This window comes from Bradyrhizobium sp. IC4059 (assembly GCF_020193615.1).
Classification (GTDB): domain Bacteria; phylum Pseudomonadota; class Alphaproteobacteria; order Rhizobiales; family Xanthobacteraceae; genus Bradyrhizobium; species Bradyrhizobium yuanmingense.
In genome coordinates, this window is sequence record NZ_JADYVH010000002.1 from 823129 (window position 1) to 841552 (window position 18424).

An 18424-nucleotide genomic window follows, 5' to 3' on the forward strand; every position below is an offset into this window, starting at 1 on the left:
TGAAAATCCCCGCGGCAACCCTATGTGCCGCCGCCGCGCAGCGGGTGTGAAGGAGATCACGTTCCCGGCGGTTTATTTCTCGTAACCCCTTTGTCCCATGCCGGCCAATGCAGGCCGGAGCGGGCAGGGCAGAGCGGGAGACTGGTCATGAAGGCGAGGTTCTTGCGGTTTGCGGGCGTGAAGAGCCGGGCGCGGGGCGCCTCGACGGTCGGGCTGTTCCTGACGCTGTTTGCCTCCGCGGCCCATGCACAGGGAACGGCGGAGCAGCGGCGGGCCTGTACCCCCGACGTCTACCGGCTCTGCGCCGGCGAGATCCCCAACGTCCGCGCCATCACCGCCTGCCTGCGCCGCAACCGCGCCAGCCTCAGCGAGGCCTGCCGATCCGTGTTCGACCAGGCGGGTGGCTAAACGGCCCGGCTTGTGGGCTTGTGCGCAGCAAGTCCCTCGCAGAGGCTCGCGAATCCGTCACAGGCACCCTGTGGATATGCTGTGGATTTGCTGCGGATGCTGGACGTGGATGCTTCGTACCTTCATCGCATCTTGGTCGCCAATCGTCATATCTGCGTCAAATGAGCTCACCGAATGATTCAGCGGGCCGGCAGATCGCTGCTGCGGCCGAGAGCATTTCGTAATCCCCCGAATTCGGAATCCCTCACCTGCGTCGCGGTCCGCGGACAGTTTTTGGGCAACCGTTTGCCCAAATGTCGGGCGCGCTCCGTCCAAATTTTTGTACGCCCGCGGACAAGCTTTTCACCGCCCACTCCCGCACGCTTCCTCCCCGATCACTGGAGCATGGCAGACGCCATGACATTTCGGAGGAACTGGCGAGATGGAGAAGTCGATTTGGCCCCAGGCGCGGCGGGGAATGGCGCGCGCATCATTGCCGCGGTACAAGCTCATGCTCGGCGCCGCCATTGCTTTCGGTCTCGTCGTTGCCTCACCGCTGAGCGCGGAGGCCGCAGCGCCCGCTGCCTGCGCCGCGCTTCAGGAAAAGTATCCGGACTGGAAGGGCAAGACGCTCGTCAATGCCATCAACCCGCACACGCCGGGCTATGAGACGATCGATCCCAAGGATCCCAGCAAGTATATCGGCTTCGACATCGATCTCGGTGAAGCCATCGGCGAATGTCTCGGCTTCAAGCTGACCTACAAGGCGGTGACGTTCGCGGCGCTCCTGACCACGCTCGCCGCCGGTCAGGCCGACATCGTGATCTCCGACATCTACGCCACCAAGGAGCGCGCCAAGGCGGCCGACTTCATCACCTACTCGAAGGTGTTCGATGGCGTGCTGGTCGCCAAGGGCAACCCGAAGGGCATCAACGGCATCAACCTGTCGCTGTGCGGCGCCGCTGCTGCCGAAAATACCGGCTATGTCGAGGTGCCCCTGATCCAGGCGCTGATCCCGGAGTGCAAGAAGGCCGGCAAGCCGGAGCCGACCATCCAGCTCTACGACAACAACGCCAACTGCATTCAGGCGATTCTGGCCGGCCGCGCCGACACCTACATCAACGACGTCAACACCGTCGACAGCGCCGTAAAAGCCTATCCGGACAAGCTGGAGAAGGCGGTCGCTGTGACGATCCCATACTCGGTCGGCATCGCTGTTCCCAAGGGCAAGCCGAAATTTCGTGACGCCGTGCTCGCTGCCCTGATCGAGGTGCAGAAGGCGGGCACGCACATGGCGCTCCTGAAGAAGCATGGGCTCGATGTGAACAACTTCATCGAGCCGGAAATTCTCACGGCTGACTGACTGAGCGCGGTCGACTTCTCCCCGACGGGGAGAGGTCGGCGCGAAGCGCCGGGTGAGAGGGCGTAACCTCTCATCCGGATCGCATCGAACGATGCGACGTAGCCGAAGCTTCGCTTCGAGAGGTGGCCTGTCCTCGAGGCGCCGGTCTTCGACCAAACCCGATCCCGTTCTCATGACTGTCGACTGATGTCGCTGTTCCTTCATTACCTGAGCATGCCGTATCTGCTCGCGGGCATCGAGCTCACCCTCGAGGTGACCGCCCTCGGGCTCGGCGGCGGGTTGATCCTCGGATTGATCCTCGCCGGCATGCAGCTGTCGCGCTTCTGGCTGCTGGCGGCGATCGCCCGGGCCTATACCGTGATCTTCCGCGGCACGCCGCTGATCCTCCAGATGGTTTTCGCCTACGACGCGCTGCCGCATATGGGCATCAAGCTGCCGGCCGTGCTGGCGGCAGGCCTTGCGCTCGCCTGCAACGAGGCGCCGTTCATTGCGGAGATGCTGCGCGCCGGCGTGCTCGGCGTCGACCGCGGCCAGGTGACGGCGGGGCAGGCGCTCGGCATGACGCCGTCGGTGCTGATGCGCAGGGTCATCGCCCCACAGGCGATCCGCACGATGATTCCGGCCTTCGGCAATGAGGCGGTGAGCGCGTTGAAGAACTCCTCGCTCGCGTCTGTTATCGCGGTGCAGGAGCTGACCTTGCGCTCGACCCAGCTGGCATCTTCGACCTTCGACTTCTTTTCGATCTTCTTTGCCTCGGGGCTGCTCTATCTCGTTCTGACCACGGCCATCAGTGTCATCCAGCTCCTCGTCGAATGGTGGCTCGACCTCGACCGAACCACACGCCGCGAACGCAAGCTCGCCGATTATCTGCCGTGGCGCCGCGTCGACCTCGGCACCAAGTTCGAGCTTGCCGCCGTGACCGCCGCTGATCCGGAGCCTGCACAGCCAGCGCCCGGCGATACGCCGCCGCTGGCCTTGACCCGTGAGGAGCGCGCCCGTCGCGCGGCGACGATCGCGCGCAACAATATCGCGGTCGAGACCAAGGACCTCACCAAGAGCTACGGCGGGCAAAAGGTGCTCAACGGCCTCGACTTGACCGTGCGTGTGGGCGAGGTGGTGGCGTTGCTCGGTCCCAGCGGCTCCGGCAAGAGCACGCTGCTTCGCTGCATCAACCATCTGGAGAACTGGGACGCCGGCACGGTGCGCGTCGGCGGCCGGCGGCTCGGCTTCGGCGAGAATGGCAAGCCATTGTCGCCGCGCGCCATCGCCAACGAGCGGGCCAGTGTCGGCGTCGGCATGGTGTTCCAGCAATTCAACCTGTTTGCTCACCTCTCAGCGAAGGAGAACATCGCCGGGCCCTTGCGCTGGGTCCACGGCATGACCCGGATCGACGCCGACCGCCGCGCCGCCGAGCTGCTTGACCGCGTTGGTCTCTCACACCGTGCCGATGCGCTGCCGCGACATCTCTCCGGCGGCCAGCAGCAGCGCGTTGCCATCGCCCGCGCGCTGGCGCCCAATCCGAGCGTGCTGCTGCTGGACGAGCCGACCTCGGCGTTGGATCCGGAGCTCGTCAATGAAGTGCTGGAGGTGATCCGCCGCCTCGCGATTGACGACGGCCTCACCATGATCATCTCGACGCACCAGATCCGCTTTGCCGATGAGGTCGCGGACCGTGTCGCTTTCCTGAGCGGTGGCACCATCGTCGAGGAGGGGCCGGCGCACGAGGTGCTCTCCAATCCACGCAATCCGCTGACGGCGCGTTTCCTCAGCGTGATGGAGGCCGACAAGGCTCCGGAGACGGTGCGATGAGCCCTCTCTCCACCCTGTGCAAGATCCCCGAAGAGGTCACGCCATGAAGCATGTCACGCTGCCGGTTTCGCCGAAGACCGTCCATTGGGGCTATTTCTCCAAAACGGTCACGCCGGCCCTGACGCTGCGCTCGGGAGACCGGGCCACGATCGAGACGCTGACCCATCACGCCAACGACGATTACGAGCGCATGATTCAGGGCGACCCCGGTGCCGAAAGCGTGTTCCAGTGGACGCGCGAGCACAAGGCGGTGGCGCGCCGCGGCTCGGGCCCGACGAAAGGCCCGTTCATCCGCGGCGCGGGCGAGGGGATCGGCGTGCACTTGCTCACCGGCCCCGTCGCGATCGAAGGCGCCGAGCCCGGCGACATTCTGGAGGTGCGCATCCTCGATATCAGGCCGCGGCCGAGCTGCAGTGCCTGTCATGCCGGCCGCTGCTTCGGCTCCAATGTCGCGGCGAACTGGGGCTTCCACTATCACGACCTGATCGAGGAGCCGAAGCCGCGCGAGGTCGTCACCATCTTCGAGCTCGACACCTCCGGCGAGCCCTATGCGAAGGCCGTCTACAATTACGTCTGGACGCCGCAAACCGACCCCGACGGCATCGTGCACCCGACCATCGACTATCCGGGCGTGCGCGTGGACCATGCCACCATCAGGAAGCGCGAGAACATCCTTCCCAGTGTGAAGGTGCCGGCGCGGCTGCATTTCGGCACCATGGGCCTTGCGCCATCGGAAGCCGATTTCGTCAGCTCGATCCCGCCGAGCTATACCGGCGGCAATATCGACGACTGGCGCATCGGCAAGGGCGCGCGGATGTTCTATCCGGTCGCGGTCCCCGGCGCCTATTTCTCGGTCGGCGATCCCCATGCCGCGCAAGGCGATAGCGAGCTCGGCGGCACCGCAATCGAGACCTCGCTGACCGGCGATTTCGAATTCATCCTGCACAAGAAGGCCGACCTCGGCGGCACCAGCCTCGAAGGCCTCGACCATCCCATGCTCGAGACCGACCTTGCCTGGTCGTTCTACGGCTTCACCTATCCGAATTATCTGGCCGCGCTCGGCGCTGATGCGCAAACCGAGATTGCCAATCACTCCAGTCTCGACCGTGCGATGCGCGATGCGTTCAGAAAACTCCGCCGGTTTCTGATGACGGTGCATGGCCTCAGCGAGGACGAGGCGATCTCGCTGATGTCGGTCGGCGCCGATTTCGGCGTCACCCAGGTGGTCGATGCCAATTGGGGCGTCCACGGCACGATCAGAAAGAACATGTTTCGGTGCGACTAATGCATTGAGACGCAGCCGGTTTTCGGGATGAGCAGGTGACAAGCGGAGACCATTTGCGGCCCGTCGCGGCGACGGATGACCGCGTGCGTCTGGCACAGAGGTTGCTTCGATCGACTGCAATCTGGGTCGATCCGATGAGCTTTCGCCCGTTCACGAGCGAGTCCTACGCGCAAGACGACCGGCCCGAAGCCTGGCGGGACGTGCTTGCGGCGGTCGGCCTGCAGCCGGCAGGCGGCCATTCCTTCTTTGACGGGCATGCTACCGCCTCCCATCGCCAGACCGCCGGCGTTGCGCTGACACGCATGGCCGCGGGCGCGCAGAGCGTCGGTCCGCTGGCACGAGCGAACGAAGACCTGCCGATCGCGCTGATGCCGGTCGAGGATGGCATGGTGTTGAAAACCGTCGGCGGACACCGCATCGTTCCCGTCGGTCATCTCGTGATGCTGCCGCGCGGCGGCGACTGGAGCATCGTGTTCCAGCGGGACATGCGCGCCATCGTGCTGTCAGTCACCTCCGAGGCGCTGCACGGACGCCTTTCGGGTAAGCCGCGGCTCGGCGAGCCGCGCGTCGTTCCGCCCAGCGGCTTTGCCGAGGTGTTTTCGCGCCTGCTGGACGCGACCGCGCGCACGCTCGACACTTTGAGCGATTCCGAATGGAATCTGCTTGCGCAGTCGCTCGTCGATCTTCTCCTGACGCTCGCGCATCAACTGGCGGCATCGACGTCCGACGCCGGGGCGAGCGCGACGCAGGCCGCGCTGCTGCACCGGATCTGCCAGACCATCGAGCGTCGCCTCGACGATCCCGATCTGGTGCCCGCGCGTGTCGCGCAAGCCGAGGGCATTTCCGAACGTTATTTGCAAAAGCTGTTCGAGACGGTTGGCGACAATTTCACCCACTATGTTCGCGAGCGTCGTCTCCAGCGCGCCTGGGCGGATCTGTCCAGTCCGTCAGAGGCGCATCGCTCGATCTCGGAGATCGCCTACGCCTATGGCTTTGGCGACTCCGCGCATTTCAGCCGCGCCTTCCGCCATCGCTTCGGCCTGCCGCCGCGCGAGTTCCGACAGCAGGAGGCCGAGCGGGCGACCGTGCAACATGGCGTCGCCGGCCAACGCGGCTGGCCGCAGGAGGCGCTGGCGCAATTGCGCGCGCATCAGAGTGTGGAGGCCCGCAGCAGCGTCGCCTGTGCCGGCGCCGGGGAGCCGACCACCACCGAACGCCGTCATCACCATCTCCCGGTCGAGGCCAGCCGCGTTCATTGGGGCTATTTCAGCCGCTCGCTGCCGCCGCAGATCGAGATCGCGTCGGGCGATACCATCACCATCGAGACGCTGACGCAGCACGCCTCCGACGATCCCGAGTTGATGATATCAGGCGATGGCGCCGCAGAAAGCGTATTCGGCTGGACACGGAGCAAGAAGAACGTCGACCGCCGCGGCGCCGGCCCGATGGATGCCAGCGTGTTCGGCCGCGGTGCCGGCGAGGGGTTTGGCGTGCACATCTGCACCGGGCCTGTCGCGGTGAAGGACGCCCAGCCCGGCGATGTACTGGAGGTGCGCATCCTCGACATCGTGCCGCGGGCGAGCCGCAATCCGAGCCATGCGGGCCGTGTGTTCGGCTCCTCTGTCGCAGCGTGGTGGGGCTATCACTACAACGAGTTTCTCGGCGGTCCCAAGCCGCGCGAAGCCGTCACCATCTATGAGATCTTCGAAGAGGCCGAGATGCCGCACGCCCGCGCGCTCTATTCCTATCGCTGGGAGCCGCAGACCGATCCCTTCGGCGTGGTGCACGCCACTTACGACTATCCCGGCGTTCCCGTCGCACCTGGTACGATCAAGCGCCGGCACGCCGTGCTCGACTGCATCAAGATTCCTCTGCGGCCGCATTTCGGCGTCATCGCGCTGGCGCCGCGCGAGCTCGATTTCGTCGATTCCGTGCCGCCGTCCTACTTCGGCGGCAATCTCGACAATTGGCGGCTGGGGAAGGGGGCAACCGTCTATCTCCCCGTCTCGGTCCCCGGCGCGCTGCTGTCGGTCGGCGATCCCCATGCAGCGCAGGGCGACGGCGAGCTCAGCGGCACCGCGATCGAATGCTCGATGACCGGCACCTTCGAGGTGATCCTGCACAAGAAAGCCGAACTTGCCGGCCGTCCCTTCGCCGATCTCTCCTATCCCCTGATCGAAACCGAGAGCGACTGGGTGCTGACCGGCTTCAGCCACCCCAACTATCTCGCGGAATTCGGCGCGCAGGGGCAGAGCGAGGCCTACGCAAAATCCTCGCTCGATCTCGCCATGAAAGACGCTTTCCGCAAGATGCGGCGCTTTCTGATGAACGTCAAAGGCCTCAGCGAGGACGAGGCGATCGCGCTGATGTCGGCGGCGGTCGATTTCGGTGTAACACAGGTCGTCGACGGCAATTGGGGCGTGCACGCCATTCTCAGCAAGCGCCTCTTTCAGGACGCATCTTAACCAGGACATCCAAGTGAAATTCCACATGATCAGCGGCGGACCGAAGCCGGTCGCGCCCTTCAGCCACGCGGTGGAGACCGACGGCTTCGTCTTCGTGACCGGCCAGATGCCCGATACGCCGCAGACGCCGGGCGTGCTGCCCGAGGGCATCGTCGCGCAGACGAAGGCCGTGATGGAGAATTTGAAGGTGGTCCTTGCGGGCCTCGACCTCGGCCTCGAGCACGTCGTGATGACGCGGATCTATCTCACGCGCTTTAGGGAAGACTATGCGGCGATGAACGAGACCTATCGGACGTACTTTCCGCCGGATCGCCTGCCGGCCCGCACCTGCGTCGGCGTCACCGGCCTGGCCTATGATGCGCTGATCGAGATCGATCTGGTGTGCCGGCGGCCGTGACGGTCTAGGCGCGTGGCCTAGATTGAGCGAAGCGATATCCGTAACCGCCGCCGCGTTCTGAAATGAGAGTCGATGAACAGAGGTGTCGCGTCAGACTCCGTCACTGCGAGCGCAGCGAAGCAACCCAGACGGCCTCCTCGGAAGCAGTCTGGATTGCTTCGTCGCAAGAGCTCCTCGCAACGACGTGCCGAGAGAGTGACGGCCTACCGAACGCTCCCCGCATTTCATCTCAAATTGCAACCTTTGCGAGCAGGAAGTCTTGATCTGCCGTGAGCTAGGGATGATCGGCCGCCTTGAACGCAGGCCCTCATCGTCGCGACTAACCGACAGAGTGCATAGGGATCAGCAGAACGTGATCGAGCTTCCTCTTCCTAAAGCACCAAAATGGTGCTTTAGTGCTTTCCATGAGCCAATCGCCCCGAAACGCGCCGTCCGCACTGCGTTACCGGCTTGCCCCTGACCCGGCCGCCAAGGCCGCCATCGAGGCGACATTCCAGGCCTATGACCGCATGATGGAAATCCTCGACGAGGTGGCGCGGATCCACAATGTGGGTTCCAATGTGGTCCTGCTCCATGCCCACGCCTATGAGCCGATCCGCAAAGAGACGGCGCTGCCTTCGCGGCTGGTGACGCTGGGGCTGCGCGACCGCGCGGAGTATCGCGCCGCGCAAGGGCGCCGCCTGCCGCTCGACGACAAGCTCGCGAAGATCAAGGGGCCCGCCACCATTTCGATTGCGACCGTGCAAGGGCGCTTCAGCGTGCCCTTCGACTACGCCGGCTATGCCGAGGGCTGGGGGCAGAGCGTGCCGGCGCGCCTCATCCGCACCGACGACGGTTTCGAAGTTCACTACGGCGTCACGCCGAACAGCCTGCCAGAGGAGGAGAACGCCATGGATACCATCGCTGCCGCTCCCGACAATTTCCTGTCCCGAGTCGGGCGCCTGATTGCCGGGATCGCGTACGATGCGATCGAGCAGGCGGAGGGCAAGAACAAGCTGAAGGTGGTCGGACAGGCCATCCGCGAGATCGAGCGCGCCGAGACCGAAGCGCGCGATGCGCTCGCCGCTGCCCGGGCCGAGGAATATCGCCTCAACGCGCGCCGCAGCGAGATCGAGCGGGCGATGACCGATCTGACCGCCAAGATCGAGGCCGCGATCGCAGACGGGCGCGATGATCTCGCCCGCGCCGGCATCGCGCGGCAAATGGACCTGGAGGCGCAGTTCGAGGTGCTCTCTCGCGCCATCGACGAGAACAACGAGAAGATCGAGCAATGCGTCACATCGCTCCGCGCAGTGCTGTCGGCGCTCCAGGATGCCGAGCAGCGCCGCGCCGATCTCGAAAAGAGCGAGGCACAGGCCAGCCCACAGACATCGTCGTCGCGGAAATCCGGCGGCACCTCCGCTGCGGCGAAGGCGCTGCGGGCGGGCAGGGCAGTGGCACGGGCCACCGGCGTGCCGCCGGGAATTCCTTATTCGAGCGACATCGACGAGCTGAGCACGCTCCATCGCGACAAGGAAATTGCAGCGAGGCTGGCCCGGTTGAAGTCGGGCGGCTGAGTGCGGTGTCATGAGCGCTCTGCTCGAACACATCATGGCGCCTGAGGTCAGGCCGTTCGCGATTGCGGCGGCCATGATCGTCATCGTCGGCTCGGTCGAGGTGATCTCGATGCTGATCGGGGCCTCCTTGAGCGAGATGCTGGGCACCAACATCGATTTTGCTCACCCCAGCGACAACGGCGTGCTCAACGCCATCTCCTGGATCAATGTCGGCGGCGTGCCGCTGTTGATCTTCCTGCTGCTGCTGCTCGGCGCCTTCTCCATCACCGGATTCCTGATCCAGGACCTCGCGCGAATGGTTGCGGGTCCCTTACCGGCGACGGTCGCCTCGGTCGGGGCCGTCGTGGTCTCGGTTCCGCTTGTGCGCGCCGCCAGCAGGACCATCGCGCGGGTCATTCCCAAGGACGAAAGCTACGTCGTCGGCCTCGGCGATCTGGTCGGCCGCATCGGGGAGGTCGTCGTTGGCCCGCTCGACCAGGGGCCGCCCGGCCGCGTCAGCGTCGCCGACATCCACGGCAACCGCCATTTCGTCTCGGCGGTCGCGGCGCCGTCATCGGGACCTTTGCCGCAGGGAACCATGGTCCTCCTGGTCGACCGCGACGGCACGCGCTTCGTCGCGGTGAAGGCCGACGATGAACTCAAGCCGTCCAACCCCACTCTAAGCAATTAGCAAGTCCCACAGCGGAGAAAGCCATGTTCGACATCGCAGTCCCGGCCGTGATCGGCGTCGCGCTGATCGTCGTCCTGGGGATCGTCTTCACCATCCTCTACAAGCGCGCCACCCGCGACGAGGCCTTCGTGCGCACCGGGCTCGGCGGCAAGAAGGTCGTGCTCGACGGCGGCGCCATGATCCTGCCGATCTTCCACTCCTATGCCAGCGTCAATCTGAAGACGTTGCGCCTCACCGTCGAGCGCAAGGAGCGGGAATCCCTCATCACCAAGGACCGCCTGCGCGTCGACATCGTTGCCGAGTTCTACGTCCGCGTCCGTCCGGACGAGGAGAGCATCGCGCTCGCGAGCCAGACGCTCGGCGCATTGACCAATGACGCCGAGGCGCTGCGCAACCAGGTCGAGGCGAAATTCGTCGACGGCCTGCGCTCGGTCGCCGCGACCATGAGTATCCTGGAGCTCCAGGAGAAGCGCTCGGACTTCGTCAAGCACGTGCAGTCCACGGTCGAGTCTGACGTGAAGTCGAACGGTCTCGAGCTGGAATCGGTGTCGCTGACCAAGCTCGACCAGACCGACGTCAAATTCTTCAACCCGGAGAACTTCTTCGACGCCGAGGGTCTGACCCAGCTCAAGACGGTCACCGAAACCCGCCGCCGCGATCGCAACGCCATCGTGCGCGATAACGAGGTCGCGATCGCGCAAAAGGACCTCGAGGCGCGGCAGCAGACCCTTGGGATCGAGCGGACCAAGAAGGAAGCCGAGCTGTCGCAGGAGCGCGACATCGCCAACAAGACCGCGAGCACCCGCGCCGAGGTCGCGACCGCGACGCAGACGGCGCGTCTGACCGAGGAGAACGCTCGCATCGACACCGATCGTGCGGTTGCCGAGAAGGAGGCGGGTGCCAAGCAGGTCAAGGAAACCGCGGTGATCGAGTCGGAGCTGGCGATCAACAAGCGCAAGACCGACGCCCAGCGCGAGATCCAGATCGCGACGCAGGAGAACGAGATCCAGATCGCGGCGAAGAGCAAGGAGACGTCGGAAGCCGTCGCCGAAGCCAAGACCGCCGAGGCGCTGGCCGTCTCCGCGGAGGAAAAGGTCGTCACCGCGCGCGCCATCGAGGTCGCCGATCGTGCCCGCCTGACCCAGGTGCTGGCCGCACGCACCGAGGCCGAACGCAAATCGACCGAGCTGATCGTCGCGGCCGAGGCCGAGAAGAAGGCCTCGCTCGATCGCGCCGAAGCCGTCAAGACGCTGGCCACCGCGGAAGCCGAATCCAACAAGATCAAGGCGGTCGGTGTCCGCAACATCGGCGAGGCGGAAGCCGCCGTCATCACCATGAAGAACGAGGCGCAGAACAAGCTCGGCAGCAACGTCATCGATTTCGAGATCGCCAAGAAGCGGATTGAGACCATGCCATCCGCGCTGGCGGAGATGGTGAAGCCGATCGCGAATCTCAAGGATGTCCGCATCCTGCACACCGGCGGCGCGTTCGGCGGCAACGGTGCGAGCGGAGGCAATGTCGGCTTCGGCGAAGGTTTGGCCGGCGAGCTGCTCAAGGTTCACGCGCTGCGTCCGATGATCGACGAGATCCTGCGCCAGAGCGGCTTTGCGCCTGGCGACGATCCGGTCAAGGCGCTGGTCGGTGCCGTGACGGGCAAGAGCAATGGCGCGGCCGTACCGGTGCCGGTACCGGAGAAAACAAACTCTGCCGATCTATGAATGCCGGTTCATTGCTGCTGAGAATTCGAAACGATAAACAGGTTGGGCGCGTCTCGCGTCGCGCGGCCGTCCCGGAGTGCAGATCGATCGTGTCTTGAACAGGCGATCGCGCTCGTGTCTCCAGGCAACGCATTTCCCTGCCGCGGCGCCCGCGCCGATCCATGCCGGTCGCCGAGGCCTGTTTTGATCGGAGGATTTTCAGATGAAGCATTTTCTGTCCGGATTGATCGCGATCGCCCTTTCGATCGACGCCGCGCCGTCGCTTGCGGCCGATGCCCGCAACGTCACCGTCGTCAACGAGACCGGCTATGCCATCAAGTTCCTGGGCTTCAACGCGCCGGATGACGGGCTGGACGAATGGGAGAACGAGCTCGACAAGGTGTTGCAGAACCAGGCCAGCACTTATGTCGAGTTCGACGACGACGATGAAGGCTGCGTCTGGAACATCCGGGTCGACTGGAAGAACTATGACGAGTCGGTGCTGTGGAAGAACGTCAATCTCTGCAAGCTCACCGCGCTCCGCTTGCGCTACGACCCCGGCACCAAGACCACCTCGTTCCTGGCGGAATAATCCTCGCCCGGTCCCGGCCGGAGGAGCGGCCATTCCAGGTCCCTCCGAGCGCGTTGCGGATGATGACGAATTCGTCCTTTGCAAGCGCAAGCGGCTTTGTTATACGCAGCCGCGCGCGAACGAACGGTTCGCCCTTTTCCTCGGTAGCTCAGCGGTAGAGCATCCGACTGTTAATCGGATGGTCGCTGGTTCGAATCCAGCCCGGGGAGCCATCAGGCTGTTTCCAAGCCTTTCAAAACACTCCAGAACTAAGCAAGCCCTAGGGGTAAGCCACTGAAAAATCAGGGGTTTCAACGTCTCGTTCTGTTCTGCCACTTCCGCCGTGGTCCGGAGCGGCTGGGGATATGGAGGGGGTAGGGGCCTTGTACCCCCAAATTGCCCCCTCGGGATCCCCCCAAATTCCGGCGACGGCGTTGGAATAAAGTTCCAAAAGGCACTCTCTGATCGGGTCGTCCTGAGCGCCAAGTCCGAATCGAAGGAATGAAAGCCGGCCGATACCTCCAGAGCCCCTGGCCCTCTTGGTCGTGACCAGAAAGAACAGGCCGCCGGGCGGAGCGGCCGATATAGCTCGGCCGTACCCGCCATTAGCCTCCAGACGGGCACAGCAATCGAGATCATGGGCTTTGCCGTCGGTCGGAGCTATGTCGAGATCAATCCGTTCGTCGGCGTCAACTTCACGACTGCTGGCTCAGGTCCAGCACCGGGGCATTCTCACTCGCGGGCGGTGGACCGCGCAATCTGCGCCGAGACGCAACTGGCTGCGCGCCTGTTGCCGATCTCGCTAGGTGACCGATCGCCTGGCTTGATCTGGATCAAGCCTCCTCGGCGGGCCGCCCCGCTAGCTTTTCAGCAGCGGTCCGTCGGCTTGGAGGCAACGACCCTTGAAAACGCTTCGCCAGCTTCTGTCCGCGGAGGACATTGTCCAACTCGTGATCCGGCTAGGCTTGCTCGGGCTGCTGATCTTCTGGACATTTCTCGTCCTCCGGCCGTTCGTGCCGATCCTGAGCTGGAGCGCCGTGTTGGCGGTGGCATTTCATCCCGTCTTCGCCTGGCTCGCCCAACGCCTCGGTGGCCGTCCCCGGACAGCCTCAGCCGTTCTCACCCTGATCACGCTGGGCATCGTCATCGGTCCCGCCGCGTGGCTCGGCCTCAGTGCAGTCGAAGGGATCCGGGACCTTGCGGCCCAGATCGGCAGTGGCGATCTCGCGCTCCAGGCCGCACCGGAGCAGATCAGGAGCTGGCCGTTGATCGGTCCTCAGCTCTACGCGATCTGGAACGAGGCCTACACGAACATCCGTGCGGCGCTGCGCGAGGTGGCGCCGTACTTGAAACCGCTCGCCGGAGTGATGCTGTCGTTTGCCGGTGACACCGGAATTGGCATGCTCCAATTCCTGCTGTCGGTGATCGTCGCGGGCTTTCTGCTCCCGCACGGCGCGCAGCTCGTCGCCGCGCTGCGCGGCTTCCTGTTGCGCGTCGTGCCCGGCCGGAGCGAGCACTTTCTCGAGCTCGCCGGCGCAACCATACGCGCCGTCGCGCAGGGCATTATCGGCGTCGCTATCCTTCAAGCCTTGCTGGCGGGCATCGGCTTCAAGCTCGCAGAGATCCCAAGCGCGGGACTGCTCGCGGTCGTCGTGCTCTTGCTGTCGATTGTCCAAATCGGCGCCGGCCCCGTTCTTTTCCCCGTGCTGGTCTGGATATGGGTGGACAAGGACGTGACCGTCGCCCTGCTCTTGACTGTCTATCTGGTCGTCGTCGGTCTGCTCGACAACGTGCTGAAGCCGCTCCTCATGGGGCGGGGCCTGACGACGCCGACGCTGGTCATCCTGATCGGGGTCATTGGTGGTACGCTCGCGCATGGAATCATCGGACTGTTCATTGGGCCGATCATCCTGTCGGTGGCCTGGGAGCTCGCGACCGCATGGACAGGAATCGACCGCGCTGCGTCAGCGCGGGTCGATCAGGAAACCGTTGTCGCAAAGGAAACCATCGAGGCACGCTTGGCCTAGGCTAAAATGAGGTGTGTTTCACCCCGATGATGCTCCAATTCCTTGTCGGCACGCTCGTCAGCGTGATCAATATCGGAATCCACGCGCTCGTGACGGTGGTCGCCGTCACGGTGGCCCGCAGTGCCGTCCCGCGCCATACCAAGCGGCCGCGATTGCACCTCATGAGCGTCATGATCACGATCGCCGTCGTGTTGAAGATCGCCCACATGATCGAAATTCTGATGTGGGCGGCGACCTATCATATCGTGCACGCGGCGACCGCCGACGCGGACATGCTCTACTTCGCGTTCGTCAACTACACCACGCTCGGCTACGGCGACATCACGCCGGTGCCCGAATGGCGGCTGATTGGCCCGCTGACCGCCATGAACGGCGTTCTTCTGTTCGGCTGGTCCGCCGCCATCCTGTTCGAGGTTTTGCTCAGGACGCTCGACCATCTCGGGCTCACGGAAAAACCCGGCGCGGACCTGCCGGGCACCTGAGCCGGGGCGATCGCGACCATCGCGGATCGCGAACCGGCATTTCGCCGGTTCACGGCTGCAGATCGAGGCCTGCGAGCTGGTGCCGGTCGAGGAGCACGATCTGGCGCTGGGTGTTGCCGATGAAGCCGAGCACGCCGAGTTCATGCAGCCGCGACAAAGCCCGCGAGACGGTCTCCAGCGTCAGGCCGAGATAGTCGGCAATGTCGCGTCGGGACATCGGAAGCGCCATGACGCCGGCAGCCGTCAGGCGCTTGTCCATTTCGAGCAGGAATGCGGCGACGCGCTCCAGGGAGGTCTTGCGGCCGAGCAGCAGCATGTGGTCTTCCGCATGCTGGAGGTTGTTCGTGGTCATGCTGAGCAGATTTCTGGCCACCATGGCATCGCTCTCGGCCACCGTTTCCAGGCTTTGTCGTTTGATCAGCCGCACCGTGGTGTCGACGATGGCTTCCGTCGTGAAGCGGTGCTCGCTGCCGTTCTCGAGCCCGAAAATGTCGCCGACGAGGTGAAATGCGCCGATCTGCCTGCGCCCGTCCGACAGCAGCTTGTAGCTACGCACCGCGCCGGATTTGACCTGGTAGACATACTCGGCCGGCTCCTTCTCGCCGTAGATCTCGGAGCCTTTTCGGTAGGAAAATTCGCTTAAATTGACCAGGGCATTTGAATGAGATGCCATGCCGAGGTCGCGGAGGGTATTGGGACGCAGCGTGGAATCCGTCGTGATGCGAACGAACATAGGCCAACTCCTCAGCTTTCCGCCGAATTGGTCTGTCAGACGAAATACTTTGCCGGAAATGCGCCGCGCTATCCCACTCCCGCCGAAGTTGATTTTCGGCCAAGGAAGTATTCTTATCCATTGTCCCAAGGTTCAGTGTACCAAAGGACAGCACTGGTGATTGCTGCGCTGGATGAGAATCCTCCACCGCAGGGAAGATGCGACATATTGCGAAGCAGATATTCCGACCTTCAAACGAGAAAATCGCTTTGAAGAACGACAAGGACGTCGAGCGTCCTGATCAAGTTGGGCGAGAGGTAGAAAGTTGCCAGGCCTTGTTCACGTCGTTGACGACGACGAGTCGTTTCGGACCGCGATCGAGCGCCGGCTAAAGCTCGCGGGATACGAGGTCGCGACCTACGCCTCGGCGCTGGAGCTCCTGGACTCGGCGCCGGATGACGGGCAGGCGGGATGTATCCTGCTCGACGTGCGGATTCCGGGCCTGAGCGGTCCCGACCTGCAGGCGCGGTTGGCTGCGGCGGGGTCGATGCTGCCCATCGTCTTCCTGACCGGTCATGCCGACACGCCGACGACCGTGCGCGCGATCAAGGCAGGTGCGGAAGACTTCCTGACCAAACCGATATCCTCCGAACAATTGCTCGAAGCGATCGAGCGCGCGCTGGCTAGTCAGCGGACGGCGCGCGCCCAGGCCAGCAGGCTGGATGCGTTTCGTGGTCATCTGGCCACGCTGACGCAGCGCGAGCGACAGGTGTTCGATCTGATCGTGCGCGGCAGGATCAACAAGCAGGTCGCGCATGAGCTGGGGACCACCGAACGCACCGTGAAGGCGCATCGCCATCAAGTGATGGAGAAGATGCAGGTTCGCTCGCTGGCGGAACTCGTTTCGATCGCAGAGCGTCTCGGAATGCTCGATCCGGACGAACGCTGACGGCTCCGGGAAGACGCGAGGTTCCCTGAACGTGCCTGTCCCAAAGGACAATGCCGGGGCGTGTTGACAGTGCGCGACGCGCTATGTGCAATAATGTACATACGCACACGCGAAAGCGCGGAGCTATCGTATCCGATATCCCACTGTCGTCTTCCGGAAAGGCAATCGCTTTGCCCCTGCGCGAGTCCGTCTTCGTTGTCGATGACGATCCGTCCATGCGTACCAGCATGGACAGGCTGCTGCGAGGATACGGCTTCGCCACGACCCTGTTCGACACGGGAGGGGCCTTGCTCGATCATGACAGGTTCCACACCGCGATCTGCATCATCCTCGACATCAATCTGGGTGCAAGGTCTGGCATCGAGGTGCGGCAAAGCCTGACCGAGAAGGGCATTGCGGCACCGGTGATCTATGTCACCGGCAATGACAGCCCGGCAAACCGCTCGGCCGCGATTGCCTCGGGCTGCATCGCCTATCTCATCAAGCCGTTTGCGGCGCAGTCTTTGATCGAATCCGTCCAGCGCGCCCGCGTCTTGTAGCTCCACGACGGCCGTCATTCTTCGACATATTGCTCGAGTATCCTGGTCGGCGCCCCCTTATGGGCGGAACCGAATTGCGCGAGCGGAATCGAAGTCGTCACGGCAAGAAGATTGGAGTCGACGAGTTCGAGCAGAAGCGTTTGACCGTTTTCCATCTCCGAGATGATTTTTGGCGTCACGACGTCCGCCGCGACGCATAAATTGGTGAGACACCAGGTATAAGGAATGCGGAACGCGGCGCCATGGTCGACGGCCAGTTTCGGTGCTTGCTGCAGGTACATTCCGACCGGCACGAAAAGTTGCAGGCGGGCGGTGGGCGCGTCCTCCCGCTCGATCAGATCAATGCGCACGGCTGTTTGCCCGGTCGCGAACCGGCCAGTGATCGAGGTTCGACAGAGGGACGGCGCGCCGCCAGCCTTGAAGCACAATTTTTGCCAGCTGCCATAGCTGATGTCGCTGTCGCGCTGGCCGCGTGTTGCGACCTCGGAGGACTTTTCCGCTTGCGCCGCCTTGAGCGAAGCGACAGCCAAGACCGTCGCGACTCCGGCGGCTGCAACCATCAGGAGACCAGAGAGACAATCAAAAGCACGGGCCATCGCTGCAACTCCGAGATCCGGACTCAGTTCTGCGCGTCGAGAAACTTCGCCACCAACGGCGACCAGAGCGGAACCGCGTCCGGCGAACCGAGGAGGAAATGTCCCTCGTTGCCGAACGGGGGCATCAGGTGATATTCGGCCCGGCCGCCGGCGCCGATGAAGGCAGCGTGCATGCGCTTCGATAAGTCGGGACCGAAATACGTGTCATTCCCGGTGTAGATCCACAGCATCGGCACGCGCGATGTACGGCCGAAATCGGCGGTGGCCTCGACCAGTCGGTCGGGCGCGCAATTGTTGTTCGGCTTGCCGTCGACGCGTCCGCCGCGGCCTCCGGCAAAGACGATGATGGCCTTCACCTGTGGCGGGTTCACGCTCGACAAGGCGATCGAGGCCCAGCCGCCGGCAGACTGGCCGACCACGATCACGTCCTTCGGGATGATCCGCTTCTCGGCGGCCAGATAGTCAATGATCCAGAGATCGACCTGGGCGACCGCGAGGCCGGCATCACGGAAATTGGGATTGGCGCACTTCCCGATTTTCGAGAAGAACGGGCCGAACATTCCGCGTTCGGGGATGTCGATTGCCTGCGCGCCATAACCGCTGCCCACCGGGGCCGCCACGAGATAGCCGCGCCTCGCAAACCATTTGGCGGCGTCGCGAAATTCGACCAGAGGGAAAAGGCTGCGCTGGGTCGCGTCGAGCGAGACACCGTGATTCATGATGACGAGCGGGAACGGACCGTCGCCGACCGGGCGCACCAGATAGGCGAACATCGGCAGCGGCAGGGGCAGCGCCCAGATTTCCTCCTGGATGCGGACCTCGTCCGCGGCGTGCGTGGGCGATCCGGCCACGAAAACACTGAGCAAGGTGATCGCGAAAAAATGGAGCAATGCAGGTCCGCGTCGCATCCGGGCCTCCC

General features: G+C 63.9%; 17 protein-coding genes and 1 tRNA gene. 15 read left to right on the top strand and 3 right to left on the bottom strand.

Annotated elements, in window-relative coordinates; all coding sequences use genetic code 11:
• Nucleotides 1–147: 147 nt before the first annotated feature.
• The 13 genes from I6F12_RS09935 (at nucleotide 148) to I6F12_RS09995 (ending at nucleotide 14709) form a co-directional block, all read left to right on the top strand.
• Complete coding sequence (locus I6F12_RS09935; protein WP_025036239.1) at nucleotides 148–408, top strand: hypothetical protein; 261 nt, start codon at nucleotides 148–150, stop codon at nucleotides 406–408.
• A 421-nt stretch (nucleotides 409–829) separates the two neighbouring features.
• Nucleotides 830–1750, top strand: coding sequence for an ABC transporter substrate-binding protein (locus I6F12_RS09940; RefSeq protein ID WP_225141913.1), 921 nt, complete (start codon nucleotides 830–832; stop codon nucleotides 1748–1750).
• Between the two features lie 186 nt (nucleotides 1751–1936).
• Complete coding sequence (locus I6F12_RS09945; RefSeq protein WP_225141915.1) at nucleotides 1937–3559, top strand: amino acid ABC transporter permease/ATP-binding protein; 1623 nt, start codon at nucleotides 1937–1939, stop codon at nucleotides 3557–3559.
• A 43-nt stretch (nucleotides 3560–3602) separates the two neighbouring features.
• Entirely contained in the window at nucleotides 3603–4844 is a 1242-nt protein-coding gene (locus I6F12_RS09950) for an acetamidase/formamidase family protein (RefSeq protein WP_225125446.1), read from the top strand.
• 134 nt (nucleotides 4845–4978) lie between these two features.
• Nucleotides 4979–7309 (top strand): acetamidase/formamidase family protein, encoded by a 2331-nt coding sequence (locus I6F12_RS09955; RefSeq protein WP_225156145.1) that lies wholly within the window; start codon nucleotides 4979–4981, stop codon nucleotides 7307–7309.
• A gap of 13 nt (nucleotides 7310–7322) precedes the next feature.
• On the top strand, nucleotides 7323–7706 hold the full coding sequence (locus I6F12_RS09960) for a RidA family protein (protein WP_035999503.1): 384 nt from the start codon (nucleotides 7323–7325) through the stop codon (nucleotides 7704–7706).
• A 395-nt stretch (nucleotides 7707–8101) separates the two neighbouring features.
• On the top strand, nucleotides 8102–9262 hold the full coding sequence (locus tag I6F12_RS09965; protein WP_225156079.1) for a PspA/IM30 family protein: 1161 nt from the start codon (nucleotides 8102–8104) through the stop codon (nucleotides 9260–9262).
• A 10-nt stretch (nucleotides 9263–9272) separates the two neighbouring features.
• Nucleotides 9273–9932: an OB-fold-containig protein gene (locus tag I6F12_RS09970; RefSeq protein ID WP_225147939.1), complete on the top strand. Its 660-nt coding sequence runs from the start codon at nucleotides 9273–9275 to the stop codon at nucleotides 9930–9932.
• Between the two features lie 23 nt (nucleotides 9933–9955).
• Nucleotides 9956–11650 (top strand): flotillin domain-containing protein, encoded by a 1695-nt coding sequence (locus I6F12_RS09975; RefSeq protein ID WP_225136727.1) that lies wholly within the window; start codon nucleotides 9956–9958, stop codon nucleotides 11648–11650.
• A gap of 202 nt (nucleotides 11651–11852) precedes the next feature.
• Nucleotides 11853–12221 carry a hypothetical protein gene (locus I6F12_RS09980; RefSeq protein ID WP_225156080.1) on the top strand — a complete coding sequence of 123 codons (369 nt, stop codon included), beginning with the start codon at nucleotides 11853–11855 and terminating at the stop codon, nucleotides 12219–12221.
• 137 nt (nucleotides 12222–12358) lie between these two features.
• Nucleotides 12359–12433: transfer RNA gene (locus I6F12_RS09985), tRNA-Asn, on the top strand.
• Between the two features lie 669 nt (nucleotides 12434–13102).
• Nucleotides 13103–14227, top strand: a complete 1125-nt coding sequence (locus tag I6F12_RS09990; protein WP_225156081.1) for an AI-2E family transporter — start codon at nucleotides 13103–13105, stop codon at nucleotides 14225–14227.
• A 26-nt stretch (nucleotides 14228–14253) separates the two neighbouring features.
• The gene (locus I6F12_RS09995) at nucleotides 14254–14709 is read left to right on the top strand and encodes a potassium channel family protein (RefSeq protein ID WP_035999460.1); all 456 of its coding nucleotides are present in this window, start codon (nucleotides 14254–14256) and stop codon (nucleotides 14707–14709) included.
• Between the two features lie 49 nt (nucleotides 14710–14758).
• On the opposite strand, the gene I6F12_RS10000 is transcribed toward I6F12_RS09995, so the two are convergent.
• Nucleotides 14759–15442, bottom strand: coding sequence for a helix-turn-helix domain-containing protein (locus tag I6F12_RS10000; protein ID WP_035999457.1), 684 nt, complete (start codon nucleotides 15440–15442; stop codon nucleotides 14759–14761).
• A 304-nt stretch (nucleotides 15443–15746) separates the two neighbouring features.
• Here I6F12_RS10000 and I6F12_RS10005 point away from each other — a divergent pair, with 304 nt between their 5' ends.
• Both I6F12_RS10005 and I6F12_RS10010 read left to right on the top strand, forming a co-directional pair.
• On the top strand, nucleotides 15747–16370 hold the full coding sequence (locus tag I6F12_RS10005; RefSeq protein WP_036039437.1) for a response regulator: 624 nt from the start codon (nucleotides 15747–15749) through the stop codon (nucleotides 16368–16370).
• Between the two features lie 170 nt (nucleotides 16371–16540).
• Nucleotides 16541–16909: a response regulator gene (locus tag I6F12_RS10010; protein ID WP_225125442.1), complete on the top strand. Its 369-nt coding sequence runs from the start codon at nucleotides 16541–16543 to the stop codon at nucleotides 16907–16909.
• A 14-nt stretch (nucleotides 16910–16923) separates the two neighbouring features.
• Here the strand turns inward: I6F12_RS10010 and I6F12_RS10015 are convergent, their stop codons facing one another.
• Nucleotides 16924–17505, bottom strand: coding sequence for an invasion associated locus B family protein (locus tag I6F12_RS10015; protein WP_225156082.1), 582 nt, complete (start codon nucleotides 17503–17505; stop codon nucleotides 16924–16926).
• Nucleotides 17506–17528: 23 nt separating this feature from the next.
• Entirely contained in the window at nucleotides 17529–18413 is an 885-nt protein-coding gene (locus I6F12_RS10020) for a dienelactone hydrolase family protein (protein WP_225156083.1), read from the bottom strand.
• Nucleotides 18414–18424 lie beyond the last annotated feature (11 nt).